We start from the raw sequence: 15,066 nt of genomic DNA, 5'->3' as shown, positions 1-15,066 counted from the left end.
GCACGAAGCGAAGCGTAGGAGGAGGCTCGGCGCTCGCCCGCGGAAAGCGAGCGGAATGCTTCGGAAAACAACAGTAGAGTCACAGTGCCAAATGAAAAAAGCGAGGTATTCAACGATTTAATCGTTGAATACCTCGCAATGTGAAAAGATATAGACTTTTTCAGTGCCCTCCCAAAATGGACACGCTTTTTTAACTATCTTTAGACATATATACTTCCTCAAATGGTTGAATGATGACAAATCCTTCACCTGAAAATGCCATTTGAATGGATTCACCACTACCACGACCGATAAACGTTCGGAAGCTAATATCTGTTTTAAACTCTGGTGCCAGATTACCTGACCATGCTACTGTAGCATGCGGATCTGTATAGACCGTTTCACCAGGCTTCACTAACAATGTTAACGGCTCAAAATGAGTTGTGATAGCTACCTTCCCTCTTCCTTGTAAGGTTACATTAAACAACCCACCTGACATGACTCCTGCCATTTTACGCATTAAATGAATATCCCAATCAATACTTGGCTCAAAGGCAAGTAAATCATTGCCGTTTACACAAATACTTTCATCCTTTAAATCGAAAACCGTTATTTTTTTCCCTTGATCGGCTAAATAAAGTCGCCCCTTACCTTTAGCTTTCATAAGTTGTGTACCTTCGCCTGTTAATGCTTTTTTAAACATTTTACCGAGGCCATGTTCCAGCACACGCTCACGCTCAAACTTAATATCTCCTATGTAAGAAATCATCGCGCCCATTTTCGACCAAACCTCGCCATTTAGGTTAACCTCTAATACACGCTCAGTTTCTAACTCGAAGTATTCATTTTCGTTGTCGTCTTGCTGTGTTTTATTAATAAATTCATTTAAAGAAAATTTCCCCATATCACATTGCCTCCTTATTTATTTTATATACGTTTTAACATATGAAAAGATTCAATCAAGTGCAAGAATTTAAAGGCTCCCTCTTGAAAATGAACCCCTCATTCGCTTTCCGTTACAAAATTTCTCTTTTGGTAGCGAAATCACTTTATTTCCCGTAATGATATTGACATCAGACACCGACTGTTATACATTAAACAGAGATTAATCAAGTGTTATATAACAACAACTACATAAAAAGACCATACAAGCGTCATGTGCGAAATGACACTCATATGGCCGATACCTTCAAGTGCGAATTGAAAGTATAATTTATTGTGTAGCGGAGACGTCCCCAACCTTTTGAGAAGCTTGTTTTAATGCTGTTCGTTTACGTACATCTGCACGTAATGTTAATGAAATAATTAATGAAACAGCTATTAACCCTGTAAATACATAGAATACTGGAATATAACTTCCATAAGCGTTTTTAATTGTACTTACTAAGAGCGGTCCAAAAATACCACCTAAAGACCAAGTCGTTAATAAATAACCATGAATAACGCCAAGTTGTTTCGTACCGAATAAATCACTTGCAAATGCAGGTAGATTCGAGAAACCTCCACCATAGCAACTAACAACTAAGAAAATAAGTGCTTGGAAAATAATAACGTTTGTAGTATGTGGTAAGACGATAAAAGTAACAAGCTGTGCGATAAAGAAAATGACAAAGACGTTCGAACGACCAATATAGTCAGACACAGCAGCCCATATTAAACGACCACCACCATTAAATAATCCCATTATTCCTACCATTGCTGCGGCTCCCGCAACTGATAATCCTACAATTTCTTGAGCCATTGGAGATGCAACAGAAATCATCATAATACCTGCTGTTACGTTTACTAAATGCATCGACCAAAGCATCCAGAAATGCTTAGTTTTCACAGCTTCACGTGCTGACATGACAGCTAAATCTTTTTTCACAACTTCTTTACCATTATCTGCAGCAGCCTTCATATTCGCTGGCATATAACCAGGTTTAGGCGGTGCTATATATGAAGCCCCTAAAATCATTAACGTGAAATAACTTGCCCCTAAAATAAAGTACGTTGTAGAAATACCTACAGCCTCCATTAAGTTAGCTGCGACTGGCGCTGTAATAAGTGCCCCTGAACCAAATCCAAGTACAGCCATACCCGTTGCTAAACCGCGGCGATCTGGGAACCATTTTACTAATGTCGATACTGGCGCAATATAACCAATACCCATACCCAAGCCACTTAGTAAACCATATGTTAACCAATACAATGTTACGGAATCCATTGAAATCGCTACACCCGCACCAGCTTGTCCTGCTCCAAATAGAACAGCTGCTATCATTGCAGATTTACGTGGCCCCATTTTTTCTACTAAGTTACCGAACAATGCTGCTGAAAAACCAGCAAGCCCCATCATTATTGTGAAGGCAACCGTTACGTTCGTTTCACTCCATCCCATCTCTTTGACAATCGGTAGCTTGTATACACTGTATGCATATGCTCCACCGATCGAAAGATGAATAGCGATTGCGGATAATGCAATTAACCATCTATTTTTATTCATAATTTCTCTTTTCTCCCCTCTTTTGCTACCTGTGAAAGTTTTATGAACGTCTCTGTAAAACAATTTACCACTTAGAATTATTCAAATGCAAGATGTTTTTTAAAAAAATATTATTTCTGCAAAAAGTATTTTATTTTCTACCCCAATATTTTTATAACGAAAACCCTACAGTCTCTAAGCAAATAGATGTTTTTTAAACAAAAACCATAACATTTTTTAGCTATCAATATTTTTCTACTCTATTATCCAACTTCACATTAATTATACTGATATAATTAATTTTGTGCATATTTTCACATACAATCTATGTATATTGCATTTTTTCTAACTCTCATTAATCCTGCACATTTCTTTAATAGGGCACAAAAAGATAATCATCATGTAGAAATTTTTAGAATAAGAGAGAATTTTGCAACTTAAATAAACGAATTTCTTTCTCGTAAAAGGATGCTTAAAAACATTGTTAAATGATCTATTTAACTTTATATGGATATTCAATCAAATAAACCCAATACACATTTTGTATATTTCAAAATGAATAATCACTACCCATTCATTTTTATTATTCAAATATATATTTTTTCACTTAAAATGAATCCTGCACATTTTTCAGACTATGGCTAGTAATGCTTTTTAAACTTAAAAGCAACTCAGTTATAACAAAAACTTTTCCTATAGCACACAAGTAAAAAAGTACTTTTTAGAACGATGTTAATAAAACTAAACTCCAAGTGTGGGTCAGTTATGTATACGAACGTATTCTTCAAAGGATTTTACTTTTAGTATTTTTATCGGTTATTAAAGTTCCTCTTCTTAATTACATATTTCAAAACAAGTTATCAATTTCTAGTCATCTATCAAAAAGAGATGCTCTGGAATAACTCGAGCATCTCTTTTCGTTTGTTTCCTTTTCTATAGAAAATAAATGATAAATACAATAATTAGTGGCACTAGTGCAAATGACCCCACCGAAACATAATGTCTTTTTTCTTCACGCCCATAATAATAGTCAATCATAATAGTGCTTACTATAGCGACAGTTAAAAATATGCAAAATGCAGCTGTATATAAAAACCAACCATTTATATTAAATAAAATTAAAGTCGCCCCTTGTATAAACTTAGCAATATACGTTGTACGTTGATGGCTTGTATTTATATATTTTGGTTTCTTTGGAATGCTAAACTTTTTTCGAATAGCTTTTTCTAAAAGCCACCCTAATAAGAAAGCAATTATTAAAAAAGTAAAGATCTTACCAAAACTAAAATCCTTTTCATCTTTTTGCATAAGCGCAATAAATGCTGAGGCAGTATCGTCATCTTTCACTTTATAAAAGACATTTGTATGTCGATCGCTGAAAGCTAGCTGCCCATCGTTTAAGAACATTTTTAGCTGCGAAGCATGCCCATTGTCAAACTCCACCCATACATCACGAAACGCATAATAATCATTATCCATTTTCGATTTAACTGCTTTTTGAAGCATATTAGCAATGAGCCGTGTTTCCGAATCTTTTTTATATGCCTGTTGCACTATGATCCAACCAGTTCTTCCAGCCTTAAAGGAATCTTCCTCCTGATTTCGTGCAATAGTAAACTGTTTAACCTCATGTTGAGCCAGTTCAATAATCGTCGCATGCCTAGATGTATCTACTTGTTTCCATGGCCCAATTACAATTAAAATGAGGATCGTCACGACTGCTCCAATGAAAATCGTTGGATATTGCCATCTACTAGGTTGTTTATTTTGCTGAACTACATCGTGCAAAATACGCTCCTGCAATTGTTGAGAGAAACGTGGGGCTTCTCCAAGCTCTTTATCCAGCTTATCCTTAAAAGATGTCATCTTCTAGCACCTCCCAATGATTTTTGTCCAGTTTTTCCTGCAATATTTGTCTTGCTCTACGTAGTCTTGTTTTCACTGTATTTTCTGTACAGGCAAGAACCTCTGCTATCTCTCGAACCTTTAATTCTTGGTAATAATAAAGAATAATTACTTCTCGGTAGTTGATTGGAAGCTCAAACAAAGCTGCTGTCACAATTCTTCGTTCATCCTTTTCAAGCAAACTTGTTTCTGGCGATCGTTTACTGACTCCAATATGCAGCTTTTCAAATAAAATATGGCGCTTATTTTTCCAGCTTCGTAAATAGTCATGACTTTTATGTACTGTTATTTTTACTAAATATGTTTTTAGTGAGGATCGTTGTTCAAAGCGCTCCTGCTGCCGATAATAGGCAAAAAATACATCCTGAACGATTTCTTCTGCGATAGCCCAGTCCTTTACATACAGATAAGCTACTCGAAGACAGTATTCACCATGCTCTTCCATAACCCTTGCTAAATGCTCACTCAAACAAACACCTCCTATTTCACACTATAGTCGTATCGAACTCTCAGTTGGTTTCGTAAAAAAAGAAAAAAGTGCCCAAATATTGGACACTTTTCACCTTATTATTTCACGACGATATTAACAAGCTTGCCTGGAATGACAATAATTTTCACTAAGTTTTTGCCTGCTATATACTCTTGTACTTTGTCATCTGCAAGAGCTACTTTTTCGATTTCTTCTTTTGAAGCATCTTTCGCTACGATGATTTTTGCACGTACTTTGCCGAGCACTTGTACTGCGATTTCCACTTCATCATCAACAAGTTTAGCCTCATCATATGTTGGCCATTGCGCATATGAAAGTGTTTCTTCATGACCTAAAATCTGCCATAACTCTTCAGCAACGTGTGGAACCATTGGAGCTAGCATTTTCACAAAGCCTTCAGCATATTCTGTTGGAATTACATCTGCTTTGTAGCAATCATTGATGAATACCATCATTTGTGAAATAGCTGTATTGAAGCGAATACCTTCGTAATCCTCTGTCACTTTTTTCACCGTTTGATGATATGATTTTTCAAGTGTTTTGTCATCAGAAGCTTGAATTTTCGCTGCGATTGTACCATCTTCTTCATTGACAAGTAGACGCCAAATACGATCTAAGAAGCGACGTGCTCCGTCCAAGCCATTTGTTGACCATGCAACAGATGCTTCAAGTGGACCCATAAACATTTCATATAGACGTAAAGTATCAGCACCGTGTGAAGAAATGATTTCATCCGGGTTAACGACATTACCTTTTGATTTAGACATTTTTTCGTTACCTTCACCAAGAATCATCCCTTGGTTAAATAATTTGTGGAATGGCTCTTTCGTGTGTACAACACCTAAATCGTATAATACTTTGTGCCAGAAGCGGGCGTATAGTAAGTGTAATACGGCATGCTCTGCCCCACCGATATAAATATCAACTGGTAACCAGCGTTTCAGTAACTCAGGGTCCGCAATTGCTTCTTTATTTGTTGGGTCTATATACCGTATGAAGTACCAGCTAGAACCTGCCCACTGTGGCATCGTGTTCGTTTCGCGACGACCTTTTTTGCCCGTTTCAGGATCAACAACATTTACCCATTCAGAAATATTCGCTAATGGAGACTCACCAGTACCCGAAGGACGAATATTATCTGTTTTTGGTAACATTAATGGTAATTCTGATTCCGGTACTGGTGTCGTTGTACCATCTTCCCAATGAATCATAGGGATTGGCTCACCCCAGTAACGTTGACGAGAGAATAACCAGTCGCGAAGACGGTAAGAGATTTTCTTCTCCCCTACGCCTTTTTCCTCTAGCCATTCAATTGCTTTAGCAATACCGTCCTCTTTGTTTAAGCCATCAAGGAATTCAGAGTTAATGTGCTTCCCATCTCCTGTGAATGCCTCTTTGCTAATGTCTCCACCTTCAAGTACAGGAGTTATCTCTAAACCAAATTCTGTTGCAAATTCATAGTCGCGCTCATCATGTGCTGGAACCGCCATGATTGCACCTGTACCATATGATATTAATACGTAGTCTGCAATCCAAATCGGCATTTTTTTACCGTTAATTGGATTCACTGCATAGGCACCTGTGAATACGCCTGTTTTTTCTTTCGCTAAATCTGTACGCTCTAAATCAGATTTCATTTTTACCTTATCTAAATAAGCTTCAACAGCTTGACGTTGTTCAGCAGTTGTAATTTGCCCCACTAATTGATGCTCAGGTGCAAGAACACAGTATGTAGCACCAAATAACGTATCAGGACGAGTTGTAAACACTGTGAAGTTTTCATCTGTACCATCTATACTAAATGTTACTTCTGCACCTTCTGAACGACCAATCCAGTTACGCTGCATATCCTTAATAGACTCTGGCCAATCAACTTCCTCTAAGTCGTCGATTAAACGATCAGCAAACGCAGTAATTTTAAGCATCCATTGTTTCATCGGACGACGTTCTACAGGGTGACCACCACGCTCTGACTTTCCATCAATAACTTCTTCGTTTGCAAGTACTGTTCCTAGTGCAGGACACCAGTTTACAGCTACTTCATCTACATAGGCTAAACCTTTGTTATAAAGTTGGATAAAGATCCATTGTGTCCATTTATAATATTCTGGATCTGTTGTGTTAATTTCACGATCCCAATCATAACTAAAGCCTAGCTCTTGGATTTGACGCTTGAATGTCGCAATATTTTTCGCTGTAAATTCAGCTGGGTCATTTCCTGTATCCAGTGCATATTGTTCTGCTGGTAAACCGAATGCATCCCACCCCATAGGATGTAGGACGTTATAGCCTTGCATACGCTTGAAGCGTGAAAGGATGTCTGTCGCCGTGTAACCCTCTGGATGTCCTACATGAAGACCTGCACCAGATGGGTACGGGAACATATCTAATGCATAAAATTTTGGTTTTTCTGTTTCATTTTCAGTTTTGAAAGTTTTGTTATCAGCCCAATATTGCTGCCACTTTTTTTCAATTTGTTGATGATTAAAACTCATTATTTTTCCTCCTTTGAATGCGTCATACTTTTCACTTAAAGAATTGACAAAATATTTAAAAAATAAAAAAACTCGTCCCTCTCTTTGTCAGAAAGGGACGAGAGAATTCGTATCTCCCGCGGTACCACCCACATTAGTGATTACACTCGGCTCTTGCTTCCTTAACGCGGAAAGGAACGGCACGCGCTATTTCACGCGGGCAGACTCAGAAGGCGAGTTCAATTTGCTTCCCTACTAGCTCCCACCAACCGCTAGCTCTCTAAAAAGAACCACAAATTTACTATTCCTAAATCACTGTCTTTACAAGTATTGCATTTATTCTAATGGAAAGTACTGAAAAGCACAAGACTTTGTTTACATACTACCCATTTTTGAACAATTCAATGCCTATTTGTGAAACTGCAGCTATTTTAAACTACGAGAAAGCTCCGTAAAAATAACGCCTAGCGCATAAGCACCAGCATCCGGATAGCCTAGGCTTCTTTCACCAACCGTACCAGCGCGACCCATTCGAGCAACGATTTCTTTTGTATATTCAGCTCCTTTAACAGCAGCCTCTGCCCCTTTTTCAAAGGCAGTTTTAAAATCCGCACAAGCAAAAGCACTTTCTGTCCAAACATTTACACAAGGTACTAGTGCATCTACAAGCGTTTTATCACCTACCACTGCCCCTCTTCCGAAAGAGCGCTCACCGATAGACTGTATGCCTTTAAGCGCAGCTTGTAACATTTCAGCAAACTCTCCGACCGTTAATTCGATTTTTCCTTCTACAGTTTTACCCGCAGCTCGGAAAGCCCCTCCCCAAATGGGTCCAGAAGCGCCTCCACAATGCTCCATAATCACCATAGAACACGCATCAAGGAAAGTCCCAATAGTTAAATGTTCCTGACCTAGAATCGAGCCCCATTCTCGTTTTAATTGCTTAAATCCTTTAGCGACGCTCATTCCGAAATCGCCATCACCTGCATGTGTATCTAATTCGCAGAAAGGTACTTCGTTCTTGATAATAATTTCGCTCATTTTATCTACGAGATAAATCATATTATTTAATGTGATGACCTCACTCTTGATAATAGCGTGCTCTTCCACTGTTTCCGTCTCAAAGAAAACTCGTTTCTCTTCTATATTGTCATTAATATCTACGTATTCTACACTATCAACTGGTCCCTCTACCTTAAATGCAGGTGTATTACATTCTTTCGATAGTAATGTTTTCAGCTCATTATCTAGTTTCATTACTGTTAGAGAAATCCCGGCCATATCAATACTAGTCATGTAATTGCCGACAAACGTTCTATTAATTCGTATATTTCTTTTACTTAACTCTCTAGTAACGGCATTGTTAAACAGATAAAGTTCTTGAAGCGGTGTACCGCCAAAGCCATTTACTAAAACAGCAATTTCAACACCTTTATCTAATCCTAAATCTTTCACAAGGTCATTTGTCATACGAATAGCTAATTCATCTGCTGCCATAACTTTTTCACGTTTTCTCCCGGGCTCTCCATGAATACCGACGCCATATTCCATCTCATCTTCACCCAATTTAAAAGTCGGTGATCCACTAGCCGGAACCGTACAGGAAGTTAGTGCTAGACCAATTGTTCGAACATTTGCCGCCGCTTTTTCCGCAACAGCTTTCACCTGCATCAAATTCATACCTTCTTCTGCTGCCGCACCAGCGATTTTATGCACTAACACAACCCCCGCAACGCCGCGTCTTCCTACTGTATAAAGACTATCCTCTACTGCAATATCATCATTTACGCGGACGTACTCTACTCGAATACCATCCTCAGTAGCTAAGTAGGCACCATTTTTAAAGTTCATAATATCTCCGCTGTAATTTTTAATAATAAGCAGTGTACCTTTTTTGCTGGCTGTCGCTTTAATGGCTTGATATACCTGTATTTGCGAAGGAGAAGCAAATATGTCACCGCATACTGCAGCATCAAGCATTCCTTTCCCTATCAATCCCGCATGTGCCGGTTCATGTCCACTACCGCCACCACTAATTAAAGTTACCTTATTTTCATTCATTTCTTTCTTCTTAATTATTTTATATTTTTTTAACAACTCAAGTTCCGGATGAGCCATTACCATCCCATTGCACATTTCCATAACGAGTGTTTCAGGTTGATTCATAATTTTTTTCATTTTTATTCCTCCCCTGTAAGTTTGGTTACATTCTTCGCAGCCTATTCTTCTATAATTATTCATAGGAGATTTCTGCTATGATATGATTTCTATTATTTGAAAGCATATTCTTATTAATTATAGCAAAATGAAAGCGCTTTATCTCAGAAGGACAAAATAAACGATTTGTCTAAAGACACTCGGCTTTTTTATGTTGTAGAGATGATCATCATAACCTCTTAAGCAGTTATTCCCACCTAACTTCTACGTTTTCGTAGAAGTTAGAGGTGGGAGACTTGTACCTGTTGCTTCGCTTTCGGTGAGAATAAATTACTGCCCGTTAACACGGGATAATTTCTGACATTCATGAAAAGCAAAATGCTTACATCCAATACATTTATTTGTATCTAAATAACTTAAAGCCTTATTAATCGCTTCTCCTGTACGCTGATAGAAATTATCTTCACCAATTTCAGCATATAAACCATTTTTTTGTAGTGCTAATTTCACTTCATCTTGCACACCTGTAACTAAAATAGTGCCACCCTGAGCTTTAAAATTCCGGATGACATTACCAAAATATGTCTCACCTGTCGTATCCAAAAAGGGCACTTTACTCATACGTAATATCAAAACTTTTTGTTGTTGTTGAATGGAACTTACAATTGCCTCCTCAAAAGTTTGAGCTGCACCAAAGAAAAGAGGACCTTCAATTGTATAAATACTAATTTGTGGACAGTCACGTTTCTGATGAACAACATGTGATTGTACCTTCCCACTTTCTTTCGAATGATCCGGTAATACTTTTGTTACTACAAGCTTTTCGCTCATACGCTTCGCAAATAATACGACCGCTAACACAAGTCCAACCTCTACAGCTAATGTTAAGCTTGTAAAAACAGTCAGTAAAAACGTAATCATTAAAACGAGGGAATCGCCAGATTTTAATTTAACAATATGCGCAAAATGCTTTTGCTCACTCATATTCCAAGCCACAACCATTAAAACTGGAGCCATACTTGCTAAAGGAATATGTGAAGCAAAGGGCGCTAGTATTAATAAAGTGACTAAGACAAATACACCGTGAATAACCCCTGATATTGGTGATACGGCACCTGTTTTAATATTTGTTGCAGTTCGAGCAATTGCCCCTGTCGCAGGGATTCCTCCAAAGAAAGGAGTGACGATATTAGCAATTCCTTGACCAACAAGTTCTCGATTACTATTATGTTTTGTATTTGTCATACCATCTGCTACTACTGCCGATAGAAGTGATTCAATGCCACCTAGCATGGCGATCACAAAGGCTGGTCCAATAAGTAGCTGAATTCGCTCTAATGTGATATCTGGAATTGCAAAATTCGGTAATGTATTTGGAATTTGACCATAGGCCGTTGCGATCGTGGCAACTTGTTCAGAAAAAAAGAACGTTGCAACTAATGTAGAAAAAACAATGCCTGCTAACGCCCCTGGAACTTTGGGTAAAACTTTAGGTGTTATCAAAATAATGATGAGACTAATGATTGCCGTTAAAACACTATAAAAGTTTGTTGTGCCAATATGCATAACAATTTCTTTTACATTGTCAATAAAATACTCATGTCTTTTAATATTAGTCAAACCTAAGAAATTAGCGATTTGGCCTGTAAAAATAATAACTGCAATTCCTGCTGTAAATCCTATTGTCACGGGACGCGGGATAAATTTTATTAATGAGCCAAGTTTAAATATCCCCATTAAGCACAAAATAATTCCGGCCATTAATCCAGCGATTAGTAAGTTTTCATAACCATACGAAATGACTACCCCTAGCAGAATTGGCACAAACGCACCTGTAGGTCCCCCTATTTGATATTTCGAACCACCCAAAAGAGAAATAAGTATTCCAGCAATAAAAGCTGTATATATTCCATACTCAGGCTTAACACCTGACGCAATAGCAAAGGACATTGCCAGCGGTATTGCCACAATCCCGACAATGATCCCTGATATTAAATCTTTTTTCAAATGATGAACAGAATATCCTTCATATCGTCCTGTAAACAGTGACTTCATCTATAAATCTTCCCTTCAAAATAATAAGCACGGTAAATGTTTCATAAGAACACAGTCTACAAAATTTACATATCCTCTTCATTATTTTCGTTAATAGTCATTTCTTCTAATCTTGAAATTGTATTTATCAAATGATTGTTGAAAATATCCTTTGCAACACCAAGTAATTCCCCAATCATCGGATCGCTTAAAGAATAGTAAACTCTTTTCCCCTCTTTCGTCCCATGCACAATATTTTTGGCTCGTAATACACTTAATTGCTGAGAAACAGCTGAGCCCTCTTTTTCTAAGCAGCTTTGAATTTCATTGACATTTTTTTTACCATCTACTAGTAATTCTAGAATTCTGATTCGTAATGGATGTGCTAAAGCTTTAAAAAAATCTGCCTTAAATTGCTGCAAGCTCTCTTCCACATAAACCCCTCCAAGGAACTTCATTTTCATATATTCAAATATTTGAATATGTATGATTGATTGTACGCCACAATTTGTTGACTTTCAATATCAACTATTAAAAAACGAGCAAAAAACGTGTTTCCCACACATTTTTTGCTCGTTTTGAAAATATTTTTGTTAAATTTAACTATTAATCTGTCACTGTTTTCTTGTTTCGTAAAGGATAATCATAGATAAGGCATGGAATAATCGCAAACAATACAATAATTACTAGGATTAATACGAGAGCAATCATGCCAAACTGATCAACCATAATACCACCAAATAGAGGGCCAATCATACGACCTGTAGTTGCCGCACTATTAATAATCCCTTGATAAAAACCCTGACGCCCTTTTGGTGCAAGCTGATTGGCGATGGTAGGTAAAGCAGGCGTATAAAACATTTCACCAAAAGTTAGCACAACCATTGCTGCTCCAAACATTTTAAAATCACTCGCAAATGCAATGATGCCAAAGGATATTGCGATCAGGATAACGCCAAAAACTAATTGACGCTTCAATTTGTTTTCCCAACGTTTCACTAGCGGCGCAATTAGCGGTTGCCCTAAAACGATAAGTAGGCCATTAATTGTCCAAAGTAAGCTGTACTGTTTCAACCCTAATCCTAGATCTTGCGTATAGGAAGAAATAGTCGCACTCCATTGTGAATAAGCTAGCCAGCATAACACAGAGGATGAACTAATAATTATTAATGCATAAAACGGTGCTTTATTAATAATTCGCTTACTTTCACTCACGACATTCTTCGGTGCAATGCTTCCCTCTTCTAATCGTTTAAAAGTAAAAAACGCTATAAAAAAGAACAATATATACATAGCTAAGTTGACAATGAAGACGTAGTCAAATTTGTAATCAGCAACAACGCCGGCAAGTGCAGGACCAATCGCCACTCCTACATTTTGAGCTAAATAAATTGCGTTAAAAGCCTTTCGTCCGCCCTCAGGCCACGCAGTTCCAGCTAAAGCAAACATTCCTGGGAAGACAATACCCCCACTAAAGCCAAGTATCGTTAAAATCCACACATAATGTGGCCAGTCGTGCCAAATCGTTAAAGCTACTAATGAGGAAATTGTCAAAAGAATGCCCAACATTGTTGATTTATAGCCACCTATTCTATCAAATAAATAACCACCTAAGAGATTTCCTAATACGCCGGCAGCAGAATTCAACATCAACACAAAGCCTGCCATCGCAAGTGATTTCCCTAAATAATCGTGCATATAAATGGCGTTTAAAGGCCATAAAAACGAGTTGCCTGTTGTGTTCACAAACATTCCGATAATTAAAAACCAAACACTTTTTGGCATAGAACGACCTCCATTGTTTCGCTACTCTAAATAGTTAGTTTATGTTGAAAAATACAAAAGCACAAGAAAAATAAATTTACTCTTTTTACTTAGGCTTTAGAATAGTGATAGGTTTCGTTCGGTACCCCTCATGATTTGCTCCAGTCATTCACATAAATCATGACGGAAGCACCAGCACGTGATAAAATATAACGTTAGAGGAGTGAAATAAATGACAGAGACAAACTTTCCTTTTCCTTCAGATGGGAAAAGATATTATACATGGAATCGCTATTTACGTGAGCAATTTGGTCATAAAGTTTTTAAAGTAGCACTAGACGCAGGCTTTGACTGCCCAAATCGTGATGGTACTGTTGCCTTCGGAGGTTGTACGTTTTGTAGTGCCGCAGGTTCAGGTGATTTTGCAGGCAATAAAGTTGATACTATCGAGGTACAATTTGCTGAAATCCGTGACAAAATGCATCAAAAATGGAAAGATGGCAAATATATGGCCTACTTCCAGGCATATACAAATACACATGCACCACTTCCTGTATTAAAGGAAAAATTTGAAGCTGCGTTGGCTCAAGAGGGAGTTGATGGATTATCCATCGCAACGCGCCCAGATTGTCTGCCAGATGATGTAGTTGAATATTTAGCTGAATTAAACGAGCGTACCTATTTATGGATTGAGCTCGGACTTCAGACTGTGCATGAAAAAACAGCAAATCTTATCAACCGCGCCCACGATTATGCAACATATGTGGAAGGTGTTAACAAGCTACGAAAGCATGGTATACGCGTATGCTCGCACATTATTAATGGTCTTCCTCTTGAAGACTATGACATGATGATGGAAACTGCTCGTGAAGTCGCAAAACTTGATGTACAAGGCATTAAAATTCATTTACTACACCTTTTAAAAGGTACGCCAATGGTTAAGCAATATGAAAAGGGCATGTTAGAATTTTTAGATCAAGACGTTTATACAAAGCTTGTAGCAGATCAACTTGAAATTCTACCACCGGATATGGTTATTCACCGTATCACAGGCGATGGACCAATTGATTTAATGATTGGCCCAATGTGGAGTGTTAATAAATGGGAAGTATTAAATGGCATTGATGCTGAACTTGAACGACGTGGAAGCTGGCAAGGGAAATTTTATCGAGCTGAGGTTGCCAAATGAAGCTACAACGTGTTTTACAATATGCACAACAGCTACTAACAGATACAGTTGAAGAGGGAGACACTGTAGTGGATGCCACAGCGGGTAACGGCCACGACGCATTGTTTTTAGCACAGCTTGTCGGCGATGAAGGTCAAGTGTACGCATTTGATGTTCAAAAGAGCGCTGTTGATGCAACTCTCCACCGCCTTTTAGATCATGGCTTAGAGCACCGTGCACTTGTTTTGCATAGAGGGCATGAGGAAGTAGCCAACTATGTACACAAGGCGGTAGCTGCTGCCATTTTCAATCTTGGGTATTTGCCTGGTAGTAATCACAACATCGTTACACAGCCAAATACAACGATACAAGCGATTGAAGATTTGCTAAAGCTGCTCAAAATCGGTGGTCTTATTGTCCTTGTCATTTATCACGGTCATCCGGGTGGTAAGGAAGAACGGGATGCAGTGATAGAATATGTCAGTCAACTTCCCCAAAAATATGTACATGTATTAAAATACGAGTTTCTAAATCAACAAAATGATCCACCCTTTGTGATAGCTTTGGAGAAAATGAAAGATTACTCGTTAAGTTAATTAAACCTTTCGATATAAGGCTTGATTCCGATAGA

The 15,066-nt window shown here is 37.9% G+C and carries 11 protein-coding genes and 1 other annotated feature; of the genes, 2 read left to right on the top strand and 9 right to left on the bottom strand.

Annotation, left to right across the window (positions count from 1 at the left end):
• Positions 1-190: 190 nt before the first annotated feature.
• The 9 genes from C7Y47_RS21970 to C7Y47_RS21930 all read right to left on the bottom strand — a co-directional run bounded on the left by C7Y47_RS21970 (position 191) and on the right by C7Y47_RS21930 (position 13,288).
• A complete protein-coding gene (locus C7Y47_RS21970; RefSeq protein WP_053485054.1) occupies positions 191-883 on the bottom strand; it encodes an AIM24 family protein in 693 nt (230 codons plus the stop codon).
• A gap of 309 nt (positions 884-1,192) precedes the next feature.
• Positions 1,193-2,464, bottom strand: coding sequence for an L-lactate MFS transporter (locus tag C7Y47_RS21965; protein ID WP_142510690.1), 1,272 nt, complete (start codon positions 2,462-2,464; stop codon positions 1,193-1,195).
• A gap of 912 nt (positions 2,465-3,376) precedes the next feature.
• Entirely contained in the window at positions 3,377-4,309 is a 933-nt protein-coding gene (locus tag C7Y47_RS21960) for a hypothetical protein (RefSeq protein ID WP_142510689.1), read from the bottom strand.
• Positions 4,296-4,817, bottom strand: a complete 522-nt coding sequence (locus tag C7Y47_RS21955) for a sigma-70 family RNA polymerase sigma factor (protein WP_142510688.1) — start codon at positions 4,815-4,817, stop codon at positions 4,296-4,298. The genes C7Y47_RS21960 and C7Y47_RS21955 overlap by 14 nt, the downstream gene beginning before the upstream one ends.
• A gap of 98 nt (positions 4,818-4,915) precedes the next feature.
• On the bottom strand, positions 4,916-7,333 hold the full coding sequence (gene leuS, locus C7Y47_RS21950; protein ID WP_142510687.1) for a leucine--tRNA ligase: 2,418 nt from the start codon (positions 7,331-7,333) through the stop codon (positions 4,916-4,918).
• A gap of 90 nt (positions 7,334-7,423) precedes the next feature.
• Positions 7,424-7,637 (bottom strand) — a binding site (T-box leader).
• 101 nt (positions 7,638-7,738) lie between these two features.
• Entirely contained in the window at positions 7,739-9,490 is a 1,752-nt protein-coding gene (gene dhaK, locus C7Y47_RS21945; RefSeq protein WP_142510686.1) for a dihydroxyacetone kinase subunit DhaK, read from the bottom strand.
• A gap of 309 nt (positions 9,491-9,799) precedes the next feature.
• On the bottom strand, positions 9,800-11,524 hold the full coding sequence (locus C7Y47_RS21940; protein WP_142510685.1) for a SulP family inorganic anion transporter: 1,725 nt from the start codon (positions 11,522-11,524) through the stop codon (positions 9,800-9,802).
• Between the two features lie 65 nt (positions 11,525-11,589).
• Positions 11,590-11,937, bottom strand: coding sequence for an ArsR/SmtB family transcription factor (locus C7Y47_RS21935; RefSeq protein ID WP_142510684.1), 348 nt, complete (start codon positions 11,935-11,937; stop codon positions 11,590-11,592).
• A 172-nt stretch (positions 11,938-12,109) separates the two neighbouring features.
• The gene (locus tag C7Y47_RS21930) at positions 12,110-13,288 is read right to left on the bottom strand and encodes an MDR family MFS transporter (RefSeq protein ID WP_142510683.1); all 1,179 of its coding nucleotides are present in this window, start codon (positions 13,286-13,288) and stop codon (positions 12,110-12,112) included.
• Between the two features lie 211 nt (positions 13,289-13,499).
• Between C7Y47_RS21930 and C7Y47_RS21925 the strand changes: the two genes are divergently transcribed.
• On the top strand, positions 13,500-14,456 hold the full coding sequence (locus tag C7Y47_RS21925; RefSeq protein ID WP_142510682.1) for a TIGR01212 family radical SAM protein: 957 nt from the start codon (positions 13,500-13,502) through the stop codon (positions 14,454-14,456).
• Positions 14,453-15,031 carry a tRNA (mnm(5)s(2)U34)-methyltransferase gene (locus tag C7Y47_RS21920; protein WP_142510681.1) on the top strand — a complete coding sequence of 193 codons (579 nt, stop codon included), beginning with the start codon at positions 14,453-14,455 and terminating at the stop codon, positions 15,029-15,031. The genes C7Y47_RS21925 and C7Y47_RS21920 overlap by 4 nt, the downstream gene beginning before the upstream one ends.
• Positions 15,032-15,066 lie beyond the last annotated feature (35 nt).

The sequence above is a fragment of the Lysinibacillus sphaericus genome, from assembly GCF_006864135.1.
GTDB lineage: Bacteria > Bacillota > Bacilli > Bacillales_A > Planococcaceae > Lysinibacillus.
This window is presented reverse-complemented; position numbering and strand designations above follow the sequence as displayed.

What these genes read in the sequence shown, in the direction of transcription:
- C7Y47_RS21970 (WP_053485054.1), bottom strand. Translation starts at nt 883, where the DNA reads ATGGGGAAATTTTCTTTAAATGAATTTATTAATAAAACACAGCAAGAC.
- C7Y47_RS21965 (WP_142510690.1), bottom strand. Translation starts at nt 2,464, where the DNA reads ATGAATAAAAATAGATGGTTAATTGCATTATCCGCAATCGCTATTCAT.
- C7Y47_RS21960 (WP_142510689.1), bottom strand. Translation starts at nt 4,309, where the DNA reads ATGACATCTTTTAAGGATAAGCTGGATAAAGAGCTTGGAGAAGCCCCA.
- leuS (WP_142510687.1), bottom strand. Translation starts at nt 7,333, where the DNA reads ATGAGTTTTAATCATCAACAAATTGAAAAAAAGTGGCAGCAATATTGG.
- dhaK (WP_142510686.1), bottom strand. Translation starts at nt 9,490, where the DNA reads ATGAAAAAAATTATGAATCAACCTGAAACACTCGTTATGGAAATGTGC.
- C7Y47_RS21940 (WP_142510685.1), bottom strand. Translation starts at nt 11,524, where the DNA reads ATGAAGTCACTGTTTACAGGACGATATGAAGGATATTCTGTTCATCAT.
- C7Y47_RS21930 (WP_142510683.1), bottom strand. Translation starts at nt 13,288, where the DNA reads ATGCCAAAAAGTGTTTGGTTTTTAATTATCGGAATGTTTGTGAACACA.
- C7Y47_RS21925 (WP_142510682.1), top strand. Translation starts at nt 13,500, where the DNA reads ATGACAGAGACAAACTTTCCTTTTCCTTCAGATGGGAAAAGATATTAT.
- C7Y47_RS21920 (WP_142510681.1), top strand. Translation starts at nt 14,453, where the DNA reads ATGAAGCTACAACGTGTTTTACAATATGCACAACAGCTACTAACAGAT.